Raw genomic sequence first — 18,261 nt, 5'->3', positions numbered from 1 at the left:
CTTGTGTGCGATAAGCCTACCACGCCCCCGGCCCCGTCGCCGTATCACCGAGCGTTGTCAGTGCACCGACGGCGCGATGCTGCTCAGGCCGAGGAGCGGGGCTGAGCATGGGTTCGCCGTGGGCGGGGTACACACTGCGGGTCATGATGAGCACGACATAAGAGTAGTTTTGCTGGGGAGCGGCCAGCCAGCGCGGTGATTGCGCTGGGGCCAGCCTGCGGGAGATCTGGCAGCATCAGGGCGCAGGTTGCGATGCAGGGTGGTCAGAGGCGATAGTCCAGCTCCGCCGCGCCCGCCTGGGGCAGCAGCAGCAGCACCTGGAAGGAGCCGTCGTCGGCGTCGGCCAGCAGCGCGAAGGCGCGGCCCCGCAGGTCGACCGCCACGCGCTCGCCCCAGCCCAGGGTCTCCGCCGTGAGGATGGTGTGGGCGACGGGGCGGAAGCCGAGCGCGGCGAGCAGGGCGCGGAGCGCGCTGGCATCGCCAAGGGCGCGGAGCGTGGCAGGCGAGATGGGCGACATGGCTGTTCCTCGGGGTTTTCAGAGGCCGCACGTTGGGCAGGCTGCGATTCCGGCGCACGTAGAGCACGAGTGGGGGGCGGGGGAATAGCGGGCGCTCCCAAGGGGGACTGCTCACCCAAGGAATCTGAGCGGCATGCGCTGGCTTCGTGGTGTGGCAAGGCGACGGCCCAATATCGTGGTGATACTGGGCCGTTGTGTTGCTCCCCCCATGTTACCCATCGACCCAGGAGCTCACCAGCTGGCCCGCGCCGGTGTACAGCGCGCCGTCGTCTGGCAGGTCGTTGTTTCAGATGAATTCCCCGCTGTGTGGGAAGGTCTGCGTCGCCTCTGACGCGAGCGTGCCACCGATGGGGACGTGCTCCTAGTTGCCGGTGCTACTGCCCATAGGCCAGCTATCGAGTGCGACCGTGTTGGCACTCACGTTCTGCTCTCTCGGCCCTGGTCGATGGTGGTGATCCGCACAGGGTAGTTGGGGGCTGCGCCGGGGTTGAGGTCCTAGCGGCAGTTGTTGCATCTGGCGGTCGGCAGCGTGAGCGTGGCCGATGCGGTCGGCGCGGTCGGTGTGCTGGTGGGCGATTACGACCGGGAGGGAGGTGGCGAACGCGCCCGAGGCCGCGCCGACCGCATCGTGGTGCGTGCCAGCGCGGCGGTGATCGCGCTGGGGTTGCGGTACATGCGCGGGTGCTTTTGGCTATTGAGGATGAGCCGTGATGGGCGAGGGTGATGCGCAGATCTCCTCTCTTGGGATGGATGGGGGAGGGTGGCACAGATGACGGCCCAAGGTGGAACACCTCGGGCCGTCGTTTGTTGATCTTATGCCGATGGCTCGCCGTTCGTATCTTTTTTTGGGGTGGTCGGATAGGGGCCGAGGAAGCGCTCGCCATCGAAATGGATGAGGTGATCGGCTGCTTCCGCAACCCACACTTCGGTCGCCCAAGAGATCTGGGTGACGTAGCGGGCGAGGCCTTTACGGGTTGGGAACGCGGTCACATAGACAATACCTGCGGTGCTTTTCCCGAATAGGCGGGCAAGTTCGTCGTGCCGCTTGCCATCCACGGGGCCTCGGCTGGTGAGCGACTCGACCAGGACAAGCCAGTGTTTTGCCTCGTAGTAGAAAATGACATCGGGCATTTTGCCATGGGCGTCGATAACCACCCCGAGGTCGTGAAGTCGCTGCTCATCAAAGAATCCCCACTTGTCTCCGGTATCGCCCACATAGATGAGGTGGCTGCCAGGAAGAAAACGTGGTGCGAACTCATCAATGATCGCTTTGATCAGGGCGCTATGGTTGCCAGGGCTCAGGGTGATTTCTTTTCCGCCTGGAATCTGGACGGGGATACGGGCCATGTTCCGGATGTCGGCATAGCGCGTTTGGAGTCCGACCCGCTCGGTGAGGTAGCGGGCGAGCTGCGACGGCCACGCGTTGGTGCCAAAGGTGCGAATAAGCGCTAATGCGGCTGGTTCGATGCGGTAGTGCCACTTTGGGCTGTTGGTTGGGCGGTTGGGCTGATCCGGGTTGGCGATGGCCAGCGCCGCCTCGACAAAGTGGTGCATGGTGTCTTTGCGGATCGTCTCGCGCGTGTTGGGGGCATAGCGCACCGCGTAGTGTTTTTCCGCCCACTGAAGGATTGGCGTTATCCCCATCGGTGGGTTGCTGGCTGCGGCCCAATCGTGGTTGGGCTGCATATCGAGGAGCGCCAGGAGCGTGAGTGCTGATCGGACATTGCGCTGTCCTGCGGGAAAGCCGAGTGATTCAAGGATGTGTTGTGCTTCGGCGAGTTTCTTCCCATGGTTGCCGCTGATGTCGATGTCGGTGATGGTGGAATCGGTCATGACACTATTTCTCCAAGCCACGTATCAAGGGTGCGCTGATCCGGCATGATCTGCGGTGCATCTCGTCTGCCCAGCTGGGCGAGCGCCTCGGCGGTCGGGTAGCGCAGCCGGGCCAGGTCGCTGACGTTGACCTGGGTGTGGCCGCTGAACTGGCGGAAGCAGATATCGACTAGCGTCGTGTTGAGATAGCGTGTGAGCCCAAGCGCGAGGTCTGGTGCGAGCCCATGTCGATCCTGATGGAACACATTCAGGTGGTTCTCAAAGCCGATCCAATCGCCGGGAATACGGGCGGGATCATAGAGGCTGGCCACAATGCGGTGTGGTTCCTCTTTCGATGAGAGCCGCCGGACTACCACATAGTGTCCATTCGGGTAGAGCCACTTGCGGACTTGTGGGTGATCATCGAGGGCATTGGGCTTTTTTGCCCCAGGGAGCGGCCAGTGAACGTGGTAGTCGCGGCAATGTTGGGGATAGATAAGCGGCACGCTATCAGATGCGGGCATCGCGCGCAGAAAGTCGGCAAGGCGGAAATCGACCACGGGGCCGGTTGAGGCATCGATGCCCAGATCCGCGAGGGTGCAGGGGAGGTCCTGCATCTGCCGGACCAGCAGCTGGGCGTCAGAATCGGCGGTGATGTGGATCATCTGGTCTGGGTCGCTCGGGTGCACAATCTCATGCGCGGAGACGAGACGGCGTTCACTGTGGGCGAGATCTGCGCCCGCAGAGCGTGAGATGATCACCGTGGGCACCGTTTGCTGCTTGATCGCGTGGAAGATAATGTTTTCCTGAAGGATGCCATCGTCTCGGAAGGCGTCGGTGCGACTCTCAAAGAGATGGATGTGGGTGAGCGCCATCTCTTTGAGCAGCAGCTGCCGGAAGGGCCGGAAGTAGGGGCCGTTGCAGAAACTGCGGGGCACAATCGCTACCAGCTCGCCACCTGGGGCCAGCAGCTTGATGGCGAGTGCGAGAAAGCCCGCGTAGAGGTTGCTGGTCTCGATGCCGATCGACCGAAGGTGCTGTCGGTCGGCGGAGTGCGTGGTGATCTTCCGATAGGGCGGGTTCAGAATCGCGTGGGTGAAGGTGGCCTCTGCGGCGGTGCGCATAAAGAGCTGCTGCGCACCGTGGGCAATGAAATCGGTGGAGCGCAGCGACGATGCGAAACGAACGTGGCGTTCGGCGCAGAGCGCGGCGCAATCGGCCAGCGTCTCCTCCAGGTAGGGGGTGAGCTGGTGGTCGATCTCGTAGGCGGTCGCCGCGATGGTGCGGGGAGCGGGCGTCTGCTGGCACAGGGTGGCGACGGCAGCAGCGGTGAGCGAGCCGACGCCTGCCCCGGCATCCAGAAGATGGATAGCCTCAGTGGCAGGCTGGAAGAGGGAGGCCATAAAGCGCGCGATCGGCCCCGGCGTGAGAAATTGCCCGCGTTCGGCCCGCAGCTTTGGATCTAAGATGCTACTTGCGGCAAGCCGCCGCTGATCAATCCGTGTGGTGAAAGACGTCGTCTCAAGCATGGTGTCCGTTGTCCAATCCCTACCATCAGTGCCGTATGTGCTTCCTATCTTAGCACAGAGATGCGAACAAAGCGGAGCGCTCATGGGGTGATGCCACGCTCTTGCCCCAGCCCAGGGCCGCACGTTGGGCTGGCTGGGATTCCGGCGCACGGAGCGCACGAGTTGGGGGAGGGGGCGGTGTGCCCTCAACAGGTGTCACTTTCGTGGGCGGGGCATCGGAATGCGACGAATCGTACAAACCAGCGTGCCGGGTCTTGCCCGACCTTAGCGAAATTCGAACGCATTGGAATGAAGTTCCAATGCAGCCGAACAGGCATTTTTGCCAAAAAGGCATTGGAAAGCACTGCAAAAGTGACACCATATGAAGGGCGGTGCCCCTTCAAGCGCCAAAGGTGCGGCAGGGCCAACGTCATGGAGGGCGGCGTATGCCCAGGGTGACAGGTGAGGTTGGGCGCTGGAGTGGGCACGGCAGGCAGCGCATCGCGCCCATCGCCCCGCGAATGATGCGGGCAATGTCACGTGGGCAATACGGGCGATGCGGTGTGCCAAACCTATAAATTTTTACGAGGATGTGGTTACTCCAAGCGCTTATAACATAGTTTGTAAATGATATTATATTCGTGATATTCGATGAGTATATTTATATTGGTTTTGCCCTATCTCCGACTATTGGTTCATCAAAAGGTGAAAAAATGGTTTGCTCTTCTGGTTCTTGATTCCTTTGCCATTCTAGTGGAGTTCTTGGTTTTTTTATTGTTGTCGTTCTATCAGACTTAATCGTAGCTAATCTTTCTTGAACATGTATCACCTTTCCCGTTCCTTTAGGTACCTCAAGCTTGCCAAGAGATTCACGAGTGATCGGATCGAGAATTTCTTTATCTGTCAAAGTATATATAATAAATTTTTGACCAAGCTGTATTTTGTGTTTTGAACCTCGATTAATAACGACAGTGTATCTGTCTATAACTTCTGCAATGAGTGCTGGAAATATATGAGGAATTAATTCACTCATAGGTTTTCTCCTTTATATAAAATAGTTTATTATATATCTAAAGGCGCGTTTGGTTTGACTCTTGTGTTTTCCAAAACTCTACTTTCGTTTTGCAAAAGTCTCTCAATAATATTCTCGTGGCCTTCTATAATATGAAGTATTGTGATTTGGAGTCTTTTGTCCTCCTGAACATTCTCAACTTTACCAAGACCAATTAGTTTCTCAAATCCATCTTCATCAATGTTATAAAAGGAAACGCCAATACCATATGAGAATAGGTCTGAAGATTCAGTTAAGCATAAAGCGCTAGCCTGTAACATGGAAGGTGGAGGGCGCTGCGCTCTGATTATTCTAGGAAGTGACATCTTTTTGGCTAATATAAATTCTTTCTCGTACGCCTTATATATTTCATATGAAGTGTATGAAAATACATAAACTAGTACAGAAAGGAAGAAGATAATAGATAGAATGATTCCATACCAAATATTGCTTGATATGTAAGCAACAAGAATACTTATGAAAATAGATATGAACCCCCCAATGAATGAGTTAGCTTTGGTTACCCCTATCCATAAAAAGCTACCAAAACTATGTTTCATGGGTGAACCCTCAAATAGCTACGAGAATCAGAAAACCACAATAGTATGGTTCTATATTTTGATTTGTAGACTTCCATAGCATTATTCTATTTCCGGGAAGGCGTTTTTGACTTATTGTTGAGATTGTGTATTCATTGTCAGGGTGTAGGCCGCGAACTGCGTCGACCATCAAGATAGGCGATGACCATATCAAGGACTGAAGGGTCATGTTGAGCATCCGCTCGAAGTCGCTCAATCACATGGGTAAGTTTTACTGAATCATGATGGTTCTGCTCAGGCAGGGGATTTCGTTGATCGGGAGGGAGTGCAAGCCAATCAAGGGCAAGTTTCTCTCCCTCTTCCTCAGAAACAGTATCAAGTATCCCAAGATGTTCGAGCGAACCCCCAAGAAACTTAATTGCACGTACTGCCCACGGAACTTTGATGTCCTTGGTTTCTCCAAGCTCCCAGGCTTTATAGGTACGGCGGGCCATACCTATAGTATCGGCCACTTTATCTTGGCTGATGTTTTGCCGTGATCGCAGAGTGATGAGATATAGGCGTAGTGCGTCTGATTCGGCCACAGTATTTTCTCCCCCAACCTTTGCCTAAATGTACCACGCGTGCAATTTCTCGCATAGTGCGTTTTCCTGTTTGAGTAGTGCAATTAAATGCGTTAAAATGATGCTATAAATTGCACTTTTGGAGGCGGTATGGGCAAGTACCTTCATTTTGTAAATGCGTTGAGAGAACTCGCTCCGACAAATGAAGAAAGAGCCAAGCTATTAGGTTGCTCTAAACGAGCAATTGCAATGTATCTCAGTGGGCGCGCCTTACCTCATGTAGTCAAGATCAAGAGGATAGCCGCGCTAGATGAGGCCTTGACAAAGGATATTCGCCCACCCACTGAATAGATCTTCCTCTTGACTAATGCAACTTCCTGCACTAATATGGTGCAGGAAGTTGCATTAGTTAGTAGAGGGGAACCCACCATGCCCACCACCCGCACCCACCCCGCCCGCCGCCCGCCGCGCACCCCGCGCATCCACGAGGTCGCGGCGGGCGAGGACTACCGCATCACCTACTGCCGAGATGCGGGCTACGCCCTGGAGTTTCAGGGCTGCTACGTCGGCAGCTTCGACCGCCTGCTGGAGGCCGAGACCGCCCGCGACGAGATCGCCTTTGACCAGCTGCGGCGGGCCGCCTAGTGCCCGCCGCGTCGGATCGGCGGCCACCCACCCGTGCAGCGCACCCCGCCGCCCCGCCCATCGGAAGCAGCACCCCTATCGAGCGAAAGGACCATCGCCATGACCATCACCTCCGTCTCCTACGGCAAGACCTTCAACCTGGGCAACTATGAGAACGAGAAGCTGCACGCCACCGTCGCGCTGGACGCGGGCATGACGCCTGAGCAGGCCCTGGCTGAGGCCCGCGCCTTCGTCGAGGGCCAGCACGCCGACGCCGACCACCTGCGCGCCCTCCAGGAGCGCGTCGACGAGGCCCACCATGCGCTGCGCCAGCTCACCACTCGCCTGCGCGCGGCCCACGCGGTCCACACCCAGATCGTCGCGCACGACCTCGCGCAGCGCGAGATCCTGCTCGCGCTCGGGGTCAGCGACGCGACCCTCCCCCTGCCCCAGTCCTCCACCTTCGGCCCGCAGCGCGATGAGGATCTGGAGCGCACCATCGATCGCCTGCTCGCCCCGATCAGCGCGGCGCGGGATGCGGGCGCGGAAGCGCACGACGACGCGGACGACGCCCACTAGCCCGCGACGCGGGGAAGGAGAACACCTATGCGCCAGACACCTGATCTGCGCGAGCCTGCCCGCGCGGCAGACGCGCCGCCCGCGCTGATGTGGCCGATCTGCCGCGCCGTCCCGCTGATGGACGGCCAGCTGCTGGAGCTGATCGCCTCGAACCTGGGGCCCATCGGGGTCTTCATCCGGGGGCAGTTCGCTGGCCAGCTCAGCCCTGACCAGCTCCGCCAGCTCGGCGAGCGCGCGCTCAGCCTCGCCGACGACCTGGAGGCCGACCGGGCGGCCCGCCGCTGGAGCGAGGAGCTGCGTGCGAACGGACGTTCCTAGCGGGCGGGCGCGGCATCCTCCGAGTGTAGCGTGCCGCGCCGCCCGCCGATACCAGCATAAGCGAAGCATAAGGAGAGCGTGGATGGACCTCCTGCTGTACCTCGCCCTGGCCCTGCTCGCCAGCGCCTACGCCGCGCTGCTCCAGCGCATCCAGCGGCTCTACGACCCCGACTTCACCTGGCTCACCGTGGTGGTGGGCGTGGGCTTCACGCTCGCGGGGGTGGCGCTGCGCCTGGTGGTCGGCGGGCTGCCCCCGCTGAGCGGGAAGGCGCTGGCGTGGTGGGTGGTGGGGCGCTACGCCGGGGCGTTTCTGGCCAGCGGGCTGCCGATCATCGGCTGGCAGCTGTGGCAGCTGCGCCGACGGCTGGCCGACATTATTCGCTATCTCGGAGAAGAACATGGGCAGCCGGATACAGAAGCGGTGGCCGAAGAACGCGGAGGCCGCCCGACGCCAAACCCTTGAGGCCGCCGGGCACATCCGGCGATTTATCCGCAAGGCGCGCGCCGACATGCATACCAACAAATACCTAGCCGAGATGGAGCTGGCCGACGCGCTGACCTATGTCGCCGAGATCGAGCGCCTCATGGTGGAGGCGAAGGTTGGGATCGATGACCAGACGGACACACCCGAGGAGTGAGCGGCAATCCCGCGCCCCTGAGCGCAGCGGCGCGGAGGAGGAGAGCCATGAGGCATTGTGACCTGGACGAGCACAGCCCGGTGAGCGCGCAGTGGGTGGTGGAGGCCGCGCCGCGCCTGGCGGTGGCGCTGCTGCGGCGGGACTTTTTGGCCCAGCCGCCCGCGCTGCGCACGGCCCAGCTGGCGCGGGTGCGGCGGCTGCTCGCCCGCGAGGCCGCACGGGGGCAGACCTCGCCCAGCGCGCTGGCCCAGCTGGCCCCGGCGGTCTACGGCGTGTCACTGGCCGACTGCCGCCCGCCCGCCCCGCCGCGCGCGCGGAGGCGGCGCTGATGGGCACGATCCCGCTGGGGCGGCTGCTGCCAGCGGCGCGGCAGCGGGCGAACGTGGCGCTCCTCGCCTGGTGCTACGAGGCGGCGGACGCGGCGGGCGAGGTGCGAGTGCATGAGGGCCGGGTGGCCGCCGTGCTAGGCGTCAACCCGCGCACGGTCTCGATGGGCTGGCGGCGGCTCCAGGCCCTGGGCATCATCGGGCAGGTCCGGCGCTGCGGCCCCTGGGGGGTGCGCGGGCAGATCGCGCCCGCGTGGCGGGGCGAGCGGCCCGAGGCCTGCCCCGCGCCGCCGCCCCTGGCGCTGGCCCGCGCGGCGCGGTTCGGGCGGGCGGCGGTGCTGCTGGCGGCGTTCACCGAGGTGGCGGACGCGGCGGGTGAGGTGTGGGTGCACAAGGGCTGGGTGTCCGCCGTGTTGGGCGTCAACCCGCACCTGGTCTCGATGGGCTGGCGGCGGGGCACGGTAGAGGTGCGGGGACGCCCTTCGCTAACACCGACATGGAGATTGGTGGTAGACTGAATCAGGCAGGAGGCGACTTTCACCTGATCAAGCCAGCAAAAAAGAGTGTAAAAGCGTTCTTATTCAAGAACGCTTTTACGCACGGTTCTTAGGGGAGATGGTAACAGGGACTGTTATTCGACAGTGGGCCATGGACGCCAAGGGCGCGACCCTCACCGAGATCCAGCGCCGCCTCGGGCACCGCAGCGTCGCCACCACCGCCATCAACCTCTAGGCCTTGGCGGGCGACGAGAACCGCCTTACCAAGGAACTGGAGCATGAGTTGGAGGGTGAAAAGAGCTATGAGTGATCTTTCTGAACACGAGAATAGTAAGCACCGGAAGAAGCGGCTAGATATCTTCCGCCGTCGTCTTTACATAGAGCTTGAGCAAAAAGCCCAGATGGGCATACATACGCCTTCACACGTCATTCTAAGCATTCAAGATATACGCTCAGAAATTGCTCAGATTAAAATGGAGCTGCGTTCCTACGGTGTTTTTGTAGACGATGATCCAGCCGATATTGCTACACCAGAAGAAACACTAGCTGACAAAACATATCTCGCTCAGCCCAATGTCTCTCGCCTTGTTGTTTGTAGCAACTGGCTTACCGAGCGGGATGAAAGAGATCAAGCAGAGATAGCTGCTATTCTAACAGCTACTCTTGTTGCTATTCTTCTTACAATAAAAGATTTTGTCTTTTTCGCATTTGATATACATTATAAAGATATATGGACTGCTTTATTCACCCCTTTTATATGCCTCACCTTCGGCAGCTTTTATGTTTTTTGGAAACTAAGGCCGTGGTTAGAGATCCGCCGAAGGCGTAAAACCCAAGCACATATTGTCGAGCGGCTTCGTGAAGTCCTTGACGATCAGTGGACAATCTACCAAAGCCTATACATACCGCAGGCCTCTCGCGCGTTCGACCTGGTACTTGTTGCCCCCTATGGTGTATGGGTCATACAAATGATTACAGCGCGTGGTGCTATTCGGTTTGAGAAAGAGCATTGGTACGTAGAAACAAAAAGAGGCTGGAAAAACATTGATAAACAGATAGAGCTACTAAACATGAAGGACGACGCAAGCGCGTTAGAGGTGTATTTTGACCGGCAGGGTATTCAACAGACTCCATATATTGCTATCGCCTCAGATCAAAATATAGCAGAAAAAGATGTTGATCAATCGCCTATAGACGTGTGGATTGCGCACAGCATTAAAAAAAAGACGCAGAATCTCCGCACGGAAACGCTTCTCTCTCAAGCGGAAATTGAGCAGATGAACAAACTGCTGGAAAAACGCGCTATCGAACAGTTAGCCATTGAGGACGACCTCATCAGACGCGGCAAGCAGTTGCGCGACAAGCCATCCAGCTAGTACCCATCATCTCGACCACAGCGAACCATTGCGCGCTCCCACCACCACCCCACGCCGTAGGGGCGGGTCTCGTGCCCGCCCTCACCCCTCGCCACCTCGCCCCTTCGTGGTTAATTGCTTCCTTTTGACCGCAAAGCATAGTTGGGTGTATCATAGCCCCACCCGCGCGGCCATCCCGCGCTCCCAAGCAACACTAGACAGACCGCAGCGCCAAGCGCGCGGCTTAGAAATACAGCAACCATGCCAAAAGTCCGCCGCATCGCGCCCGACGCCCAGGCCCTACAGCAGACGCCTCTGCCACTGGAGCAGCCCATGACCCAGCCGCCAGCCCGCGCAGCCCAGAAGCCCGCCAGCGCCGCCAGCCTCGGCTTCGAGGACACCCTCTGGGCCGCCGCCGACAAGCTCCGCAACAATATGGACGCCGCCGAGTACAAGCACGTCGTCCTCGGCCTCATCTTCCTCAAGTACATCTCCGACGCCTTCGACGAGAAGTACCAGGCCCTCCTCGCCGAGCAGGATCAGGGGGCCGACCCCGAGGACCCCGACGAGTACCGCGCCGACGGCATCTTCTGGGTGCCCCCCGAGGCCCGCTGGGCCACCCTTCAGGGCAGCGCCAAGGCCCCCGAGATCGGCAGGCTCATCGACACCGCCATGGTCAAAATCGAGAGCGACAACCCCGCCCTCAAGGGCGTGCTCCCCAAGGACTACGCCCGCCCCGCCCTCGACAAGCAGCGCCTCGGCGAGCTAATCGACCTGATCGGCACCATCGGCCTGGGCGACCGCGCCAACCGCTCCAAGGACATCCTGGGCCGCGTCTACGAGTACTTCCTCTCCAAGTTCGCCAGCGCCGAGGGCAAGCGCGGCGGCGAGTTCTACACCCCCCAGAGCGTCGTGCGCGTCCTCGTCGAGCTGCTCGCCCCCTACAAGGGCCGCATCTTCGACCCCTGCTGCGGCTCCGGCGGCATGTTCGTCCAGTCCGAGAAGTTCATCGAGGCCCACGGCGGGCGCATCGGCGACATCAGCATCTACGGCCAGGAGTCCAACCCCACCACCTGGAAGCTCGCCCGGATGAACCTCGCCATCCGAGGCATCGACGGCAACCTCGGCACCGAGCAGGCCGACAGCTTCCACCGCGACATGCACAAGGATCTCCGCGCCGACTATGTGATGGCCAACCCGCCCTTCAACAACAGCGACTGGGGCGGCGACCGCCTGCGCCAGGATGTGCGCTGGAAGTACGGCGCGCCCCCCGTCGGCAACGCCAACTTCGCCTGGGTCCAGCACTTCATCCACCACCTCGCCCCCTCGGGCATGGCTGGCTTCGTCCTGGCCAACGGCAGCATGTCCACCAATACCTCCGGCGAGGGCGAGATCCGCCGCAGCATCATCGAGGCCGACCTCGTCGACTGCATGGTCGCCCTCCCCGGCCAGCTCTTCTACTCTACCCAGATCCCCGTCTGCCTCTGGTTCCTCGCCCGCGACAAGAGCGGCGCTGGCCGCTTCCGCGACCGCCGAGGCCACACCCTCTTCATCGACGCCCGCCAGCTCGGCTCCCTAGTCGACCGCGTCCACCGCGAGCTGTCCGAGGACGACATCGCCCAGATCGCCGGTGCCTACCACGCCTGGCGCGGCGACCCGGGCGCGGGCGCGTATGCCGATGTGGCAGGCTTCTGCGCCTCGGCCACCACCGAGCAGATCGCCGCCCATGGCTACGTCCTCACCCCTGGCCGCTACGTGGGCGTCGCCGAGGCCGAGGAGGAGGGCGAGCCGTTCGAGGAGAAGATGCAGCGCCTCACCGCCACGCTCAGCCAGCAGTTCGCCGAGAGCGCGCGCCTGGAGCAGGTGATCCGCGAGAGTCTGCGGGGGGTGGGCTATGGGGAGTGAGTGGACACGTACAACCTTAGGAGATTGCTCCATGTGGTATTCGGGCGGGACACCATCCAAAGCTAATCCTACATTTTGGGAAGGTAATATTCCTTGGGTTAGTGCTAAGGACATGAAGAGTTTTTACCTGCACGATACCGAAGACCACCTAACTGAAGAAGGGGTCCAAAATGGTTCAAGAATAGCCCCGGCAGAATCGATTTTGTTGCTTGTGCGAGGCATGACATTGCACAATGATTTACCTATTTGCATAATCAAACAAGATATGGCTTTCAATCAAGATGTAAAAGCCATTATTCCAAATCAGAACATCAACAGCAATTTTCTTGCCTATTGGTTTCTTGCGCACAAACCAACTTTATTAAAGATGGTTGATTCTGCCTCGCATGGTACTGGGCGAATTCATACAGATGTCCTTAAGTCGATCGAGGTCTCTCTCCCCCCTCTCCCCGAGCAGCGCGCCATCGCCCGCGTCCTCGGCTCGCTCGACGACAAGATCGAGCTAAACCGCAAGATGAACGCCACCCTGGAGGAGACCGCCCGCGCCATCTTCCAGTCCTGGTTCGTCGACTTCGACCCCGTCCGCACCAAGGCCGCTGGCCAAGCCCCCGTCGGCCTCGACGCCGCTACCGCCGCGCTCTTCCCCGCCGCCTTCGAGGAGGTCGACGGGCGCATGGTGCCGCAGGGGTGGGATGTCAAAAACCTTGATCAGATTGCCACCTACTTAAATGGGCTGGCGCTACAAAAGTTTCCTCCTACAGATGAAGAGTTCCTTCCGGTTATCAAGATCGCACAAATGCGCAAAGGAAGCACCGAGGATAGCGATAAAGCCAGCCCTTCTATTCCCGAAGCCTATATTATTGAAGATGGCGATATCCTGTTTTCTTGGTCTGGGAGCCTAGAGGTTGTACTATGGTGTGGTGGTCAGGGTGCGCTAAACCAGCATTTGTTCAAAGTGACATCAAACATATATCCGAAGTGGTTTTACTACCTTTGGACACGTTACCATCTGCCAGGGTTTCAAGCTATCGCGGCAGATAAAGCTACAACCATGGGCCATATCCAGCGGCATCACCTCACCCAGGCAAAAGTTATTGTCCCAACACCGCAGATGATGGATTTGGCAGATAGAACTGTAGCCCCATTGATTGATCAAATCACAAACCTTAAGCTGCAATCCCGCACCCTCGCCGAACTCCGCGACACGCTGCTGCCCCGCCTGCTCTCCGGCGAGCTGCGCGTCCGCGATGTGGAGCCTTTGCTATGAGTGAAACAACCTCCGATAACACCGCGCTGCCTGACAATAAATTCCGATTAAGTGGGTGCCGAGAGATACTTACCCTTTCGGCAGGCGCTATCATGATCGAACGCCAAGTAGTTGCTTTAGAGGAGGCTGTTGAGAAGAATCCTGAACTTGCCTTTGATATTGCCAAGGCATTAGTTGAAACCACTTGTCGTACGATTCTTATTGATAGAGGCCATCCCATCGATAAAAATTGGACCATGCCTCAGCTATTCAAGGAAACTACCAAAAAACTTCAATTTTTACCTGATGAAACAGAAGTAGACCCTAAAATAGCAGAGAACTTAAGAAAGACAACACAATCATTTGCGACTATCATTCTTAGTTTGGCAGAAATTCGCAATGCAGGTGGTTTTGCATCTCATGGTAAAGATGCTTATGACCAAGGTATTACAGACACTATCCAAGCACAATTTGTTGCGAGATCAGCAGACGCTATAGTTCATTTTCTTTTTCGTGTTCATAGAAACTATGCTGGACCATTAGCTAGAACCCCTCGCAAATCATATACTGACAAACCAGAATTCAATCAATTTATAGATGATCAGCATGATGAGGGCATTAAAATTCTCAATCTTGACCCTTATAAAGCCAGCGAAGTGCTATTCTATACTGATATCAATGCTTATAGTGATTTATTGGCAGAGTATGAATCTGGCGCGTTTAAAGAAGATGCCGAATAATTGCTAGCCAGCTATGAGGTCGTTATGGAACCAAGCTCACATTTCACCGAGTCAATGGTCGAACGAGCCGCCCTCGCCTGGCTAGAGAGCGTTGGCTACACCGTGCTCTCCGGCCCCCAGATCGCCCCTGGCGAGCCGCAGGCCGAGCGCGCCAGCTACGAGCAGGTCGTGCTCCCCGAGCGCCTGCGCAGCGCCTTGCAGCGCCTCAACCCCCAGCTCCCCGCCGAGGCGCTGGATGAGGCCTACCGCCGCTGCGCCCAGCCCGCCGCGCCCGCGCTGCTCCAGAGCAACCGCGCCTTCCACCGCATGCTCATCGAGGGTGTCCCCGTCGAGTACCGCCGCCCCGATGGCACCATCGCCAGCGACAGCGCCCGCCTGCTCGACTTCGATAGCCCACTGCAAAATAGCTGGCTGGCCATCAACCAGCTCTCCATCCACGAGAACCGCCAGACCCGCCGCCCCGACATCATCCTCTACGTCAACGGCCTGCCGCTCATCGTGATCGAGCTGAAGAACGCCGCCGACGCCAAGGCCACCATCTGGCAGGCCTTCGGCCAGCTCCAGACCTACAAGCGCGAGCTGCCCTCGCTCTTCGCCTACAACGCCGCCCTCGTCATCTCCGACGGCACCGAGGCCCGCATCGGCTCGCTCACCGCCGACCGCGAGCGCTTCCTGCCCTGGCGCACCGTCGACGGCGAGGACCTGGCCCCGGCCAGCATGCCCCAGCTCCAGGTGCTCACCAAGGGCATCCTTGAGCCATCGCGCCTACTCGACCTCATCCGCTCCTTCATCGTCTTTGAGGACCACGGCGGCGGCAACATCGAGAAGAAGCTGGCCGCCTACCACCAGTACCACGCCGTCAACAAGGCCGTCGAGTCCACCATCGCCGCCACCAGCGTCGAGGGCAGCCGCCGCGCGGGCGTCGTCTGGCACACCCAGGGTTCAGGGAAGAGCCTCACCATGGTCTTCTACGCCGGACGGCTCGTCATCCACCCGGCCATGCAGAACCCCACCATCATCGTGCTGACCGACCGCATCGACCTTGACGACCAGCTCTTCGGCGTGTTCGCCCGCTGCCACGACCTGCTGCGCCAGACCCCCACCCAGGCCGCAGATCGCGCCCACCTGCGCCAGCTCCTCGGCGTCGCCGCAGGCGGCGTGGTCTTCACCACCATCCAGAAGTTCCTGCCGCCCGAGGGCGCAGCCGACGCCGCGCTCTCCCAGCGCCGCAATATCGTCGTGATCGCCGACGAGGCCCACCGCAGCCAGTACGGCTTCGAGGGCAAGCTCAACCCCGAGACCGGCGAGATCACCTACGGCTTCGCCCAGCGCGTCCGCGACGCCCTGCCCAACGCCTCCTTCCTCGGCTTCACCGGCACGCCCATCGAGCTGACCGACCGCAACACCCGCAGCGTCTTCGGCGACTACATCGACATCTACGACATCCAGCGCGCCGTCGCCGACGGTGCCACCGTCCCGATCTACTACGAGAACCGCGTCGCCCGCCTAGAGCTGCCCGAGCCAGAGAAGCCCAAGGTCGACACCGCCTTCGACGAGCTCACCGAGGGCGAGGAGATCGAGCGCAAAGAGGCCCTCAAGAGCAAGTGGTCGGCCCTTGAGGCTATCGTCGGCACCGAGAAGCGCCTCGCCCTGATCGCCGCCGACCTCGTCGAGCACTTCGAGCAGCGCCAGCAGGTCATGCAGGGCAAAGCTATGATCGTCTGCATGAGCCGCCGCATCTGCGTCGACCTCTACCAGCAGCTCATCGCCCTGCGCCCCGACTGGCACAGCGACGACGACGACCAGGGCGCGCTCAAGATCATCATGACCGGCTCCGCCGCCGACCCCGCCGACTGGCAGACCCACATCCGCACCAAAGCCCGCCGCGAGTCGCTGGCCCAGCGCTTCCGCGACCCCGCCGACCGCTTCCAGCTTGTCATCGTCCGCGACATGTGGCTCACCGGCTTCGATGCCCCCTCGCTCCACACCATGTACGTCGACAAGCCCATGCACGGCCACAGCCTCATGCAGGCCATCGCCCGCGTCAACCGCGTGTTCCGCGACAAGCCCGGCGGCCTCGTCGTCGACTACCTTGGCCTCGCCGACCAGCTCAAGCTCGCCCTCGCCGACTACACCCTCAGCGGCGGCCAGGGCCAGACCACCCATCTGCAAGAAGAGGCCGTCGCCGCCATGCGCGAGAAGTACGAGATCTGCTGCGACCTCTTCCACGGCTTCGACTGGTCCGCATGGTCCAGCGGCACCCCCAGCGAGCGCCTCAGCCTGCTGCCCGCCGCCCAAGAGCACATCTTCGAGCGAGAGGACGGCCCCGCCCGCCTCAGCCAGGCCGTCGCCGCGCTCTCCAAAGCCTTTGCCCTTGCCACCCCCCACGAGCAGGCCCTGCGCATCCGCGAGGATGTGGCCTTCTTCCAGACCATCCGCGCCGCCGTCACCAAGACCACCGCCAGCGGGCGTGCCATCCGCGACGACCAGCTCGACCACGCCGTCCGCCAGATCGTCGCCCAGGCCATCGCCCCAGGCGAGGTCATCAACATCTTCCAGGCCGCAGGCCTGCCCAACCCCGACATCTCCATCCTCTCCGAGGACTTCCTCGCCGAGGTGCGCGGCCTGCCCCACAAAAATCTCGCCGTCGAGCTGCTGCGCAAGCTCCTCGACGACGAGATCAAAACCCGCCAGCGCACCAGCCTGGTGCAGTCGCGCGCCTTCTCCGAAAAGCTCGAAGCCTCCGTGCGCGCCTACCAGAACCGCGCCATCGAGACCGCCCAGGTCATCGAGCAGCTCATCGAGCTGGCCAGGCATATCAAGGACGCCGAGCGGCGCGGCGAGCAGAGCGGCCTCACCCCCGAGGAACTGGCCTTCTACGAGGCCCTCGGGGTCAGCGACAGCGCCGTGCAGGTGCTCGGCGACGACATCCTCAAATCCATCGCCCGCGACCTCGTCGAGGCCATCCGCCGCAACATCACCATCGACTGGACCGTCCGCGAGTCCGTCCAGGCCCGCATGCGCGTGCTCGTCAAGCGCATCCTCCGCAAGCACGGCTACCCCCCCGATCAGCAGGAGGTCGCCACCCAGACCGTGCTCCAGCAGGCCGAGCTGCTCAGCGACGTGCTGAGCGCGCCGTAGGGCCGGGACTCGGGCAGCGCCCGCGCCGCACATGCAGGCCCGCCCTGGGATATGCTCCCAGGGCGGGCCTTGCCGCTACTTCTTCCTACCCCGCCGAAACCAAAAGTACGCGGCACATACCTGCGCGGTGATGAGTAAAATCCTCTCCGCTTGGTCGGGGTGCAGCCTCATCGCCACACAGCCCAGCCCAATAACCGCCAGCACAATGAGCGCATCCAACAGTGGGAGCCACTTCATACGGGGGACATCCTTTTCTGCTCAAACAACGGTTCCATTTCCGGGTTCACTTCTATAACCCATAAAGTCCCCCGTCTATCCCACCTTTTTTGCCCCATTTTTCACCCAATTTCCCTCACCCGCTCGCAAACGCAAAAAAGCCAAGGCACAGCAAAGGCGGGGTAGTTGCCTACCCCGCCTTCGCCAACGTCAATGTGCTACTTCTTCTTGTCCGGCGGCCCCTCACGCTCCCATGTCCGCCCAGGCTTCTGGGTCGGCGGAAGCGGGTTATCCTCAGGCTCAATCGTCACCGTCCGTGGGTTGGGAACCTGCCCGCCGCGCGGGCCGCGTTCGCCATACTCGCCGGGCCGCTGCGGCTTCTCGCCAGGCGGTGCCATGTCTATCACCTCCCTCCCCGATCAGCATCTGTGTAAGGGTCTATTCCACTCTACCCATTTGCCAGGGCGCATATGCGCGCATCGCACCAGCCCAACCGGCCTGCTGGGCGCAAATCGCAATGCGGCAACGCAAATGCTTGCTTTGCGCCACCTCCCGCATGAATATGTAGTGCCATCACCTTTAAGGAGAGCGACCCAAGAAGATAGCGTTATTATCCGTATGAAGCATCGAGGCGGGGATGACTGAGGGAACATGGGGAAGTTGTGGGACAAGGATCTGTGCCATG

18 protein-coding genes are annotated in these 18,261 nt (G+C 60.3%); 11 read left to right on the top strand and 7 right to left on the bottom strand.

Translation table 11 applies throughout. From position 1 onward, the window contains the following. Positions 1 to 263 precede the first annotated feature (263 nt). The 6 genes from F8S13_22315 to F8S13_22290 all read right to left on the bottom strand — a co-directional run bounded on the left by F8S13_22315 (position 264) and on the right by F8S13_22290 (position 6,012). Positions 264 to 518 carry a hypothetical protein gene (locus F8S13_22315; protein ID KAB8140744.1) on the bottom strand — a complete coding sequence of 85 codons (255 nt, stop codon included), beginning with the start codon at positions 516 to 518 and terminating at the stop codon, positions 264 to 266. A gap of 813 nt (positions 519 to 1,331) precedes the next feature. Then, entirely contained in the window at positions 1,332 to 2,351 is a 1,020-nt protein-coding gene (locus tag F8S13_22310) for a restriction endonuclease (GenBank protein KAB8140743.1), read from the bottom strand. Continuing rightward, positions 2,348 to 3,859: an SAM-dependent methyltransferase gene (locus F8S13_22305; protein KAB8140742.1), complete on the bottom strand. Its 1,512-nt coding sequence runs from the start codon at positions 3,857 to 3,859 to the stop codon at positions 2,348 to 2,350. The genes F8S13_22310 and F8S13_22305 overlap by 4 nt, the downstream gene beginning before the upstream one ends. A 640-nt stretch (positions 3,860 to 4,499) precedes the next feature. Continuing rightward, positions 4,500 to 4,871 (bottom strand): hypothetical protein, encoded by a 372-nt coding sequence (locus tag F8S13_22300; protein ID KAB8140741.1) that lies wholly within the window; start codon positions 4,869 to 4,871, stop codon positions 4,500 to 4,502. A 29-nt stretch (positions 4,872 to 4,900) separates the two neighbouring features. Next, complete coding sequence (locus F8S13_22295) at positions 4,901 to 5,449, bottom strand: hypothetical protein (GenBank protein KAB8140740.1); 549 nt, start codon at positions 5,447 to 5,449, stop codon at positions 4,901 to 4,903. A gap of 137 nt (positions 5,450 to 5,586) precedes the next feature. Further along, the gene (locus F8S13_22290) at positions 5,587 to 6,012 is read right to left on the bottom strand and encodes a helix-turn-helix transcriptional regulator (protein ID KAB8140739.1); all 426 of its coding nucleotides are present in this window, start codon (positions 6,010 to 6,012) and stop codon (positions 5,587 to 5,589) included. 408 nt (positions 6,013 to 6,420) lie between these two features. On the opposite strand from F8S13_22290, the gene F8S13_22285 reads away from it, so the two are divergent. The 11 genes from F8S13_22285 (at position 6,421) to F8S13_22235 (ending at position 17,360) form a co-directional block, all read left to right on the top strand. Further along, positions 6,421 to 6,636: a hypothetical protein gene (locus F8S13_22285; GenBank protein ID KAB8140738.1), complete on the top strand. Its 216-nt coding sequence runs from the start codon at positions 6,421 to 6,423 to the stop codon at positions 6,634 to 6,636. Between the two features lie 99 nt (positions 6,637 to 6,735). Continuing rightward, the gene (locus F8S13_22280) at positions 6,736 to 7,194 is read left to right on the top strand and encodes a hypothetical protein (protein ID KAB8140737.1); all 459 of its coding nucleotides are present in this window, start codon (positions 6,736 to 6,738) and stop codon (positions 7,192 to 7,194) included. Positions 7,195 to 7,221: 27 nt separating this feature from the next. Further along, a complete protein-coding gene (locus tag F8S13_22275; GenBank protein KAB8140736.1) occupies positions 7,222 to 7,512 on the top strand; it encodes a hypothetical protein in 291 nt (96 codons plus the stop codon). An 82-nt stretch (positions 7,513 to 7,594) separates the two neighbouring features. Further along, positions 7,595 to 7,975, top strand: coding sequence for a hypothetical protein (locus F8S13_22270; protein ID KAB8140735.1), 381 nt, complete (start codon positions 7,595 to 7,597; stop codon positions 7,973 to 7,975). A 222-nt stretch (positions 7,976 to 8,197) separates the two neighbouring features. Next, entirely contained in the window at positions 8,198 to 8,479 is a 282-nt protein-coding gene (locus tag F8S13_22265) for a hypothetical protein (GenBank protein ID KAB8140734.1), read from the top strand. Then, on the top strand, positions 8,479 to 8,994 hold the full coding sequence (locus F8S13_22260) for a hypothetical protein (GenBank protein KAB8140733.1): 516 nt from the start codon (positions 8,479 to 8,481) through the stop codon (positions 8,992 to 8,994). Before F8S13_22265 ends, F8S13_22260 begins: the two co-directional genes overlap by 1 nt. A 257-nt stretch (positions 8,995 to 9,251) precedes the next feature. Beyond that, positions 9,252 to 10,349, top strand: coding sequence for an NERD domain-containing protein (locus F8S13_22255; protein KAB8140732.1), 1,098 nt, complete (start codon positions 9,252 to 9,254; stop codon positions 10,347 to 10,349). 312 nt (positions 10,350 to 10,661) lie between these two features. Further along, positions 10,662 to 12,233, top strand: coding sequence for an SAM-dependent DNA methyltransferase (locus tag F8S13_22250; GenBank protein KAB8140809.1), 1,572 nt, complete (start codon positions 10,662 to 10,664; stop codon positions 12,231 to 12,233). Further along, positions 12,223 to 13,500: a restriction endonuclease subunit S gene (locus F8S13_22245; GenBank protein KAB8140731.1), complete on the top strand. Its 1,278-nt coding sequence runs from the start codon at positions 12,223 to 12,225 to the stop codon at positions 13,498 to 13,500. The genes F8S13_22250 and F8S13_22245 overlap by 11 nt, the downstream gene beginning before the upstream one ends. Further along, a complete protein-coding gene (locus F8S13_22240; protein KAB8140730.1) occupies positions 13,497 to 14,219 on the top strand; it encodes an abortive infection family protein in 723 nt (240 codons plus the stop codon). Before F8S13_22245 ends, F8S13_22240 begins: the two co-directional genes overlap by 4 nt. Positions 14,220 to 14,243: 24 nt before the next feature. Continuing rightward, the gene (locus tag F8S13_22235) at positions 14,244 to 17,360 is read left to right on the top strand and encodes a type I restriction endonuclease subunit R (protein ID KAB8140729.1); all 3,117 of its coding nucleotides are present in this window, start codon (positions 14,244 to 14,246) and stop codon (positions 17,358 to 17,360) included. Between the two features lie 434 nt (positions 17,361 to 17,794). Here F8S13_22235 and F8S13_22230 read toward each other — a convergent pair whose 3' ends face one another. Continuing rightward, positions 17,795 to 17,974, bottom strand: coding sequence for a YjzC family protein (locus tag F8S13_22230; protein ID KAB8140728.1), 180 nt, complete (start codon positions 17,972 to 17,974; stop codon positions 17,795 to 17,797). Between the last annotated feature and the right edge of the window lie 287 nt (positions 17,975 to 18,261).

The sequence above is a fragment of the Chloroflexia bacterium SDU3-3 genome, assembly GCA_009268125.1.
Lineage (GTDB): Bacteria > Chloroflexota > Chloroflexia > Chloroflexales > Roseiflexaceae > SDU3-3.
Note: the sequence above shows the minus strand (reverse complement) of the source record. Positions and strands in the feature narration are given on the sequence as shown.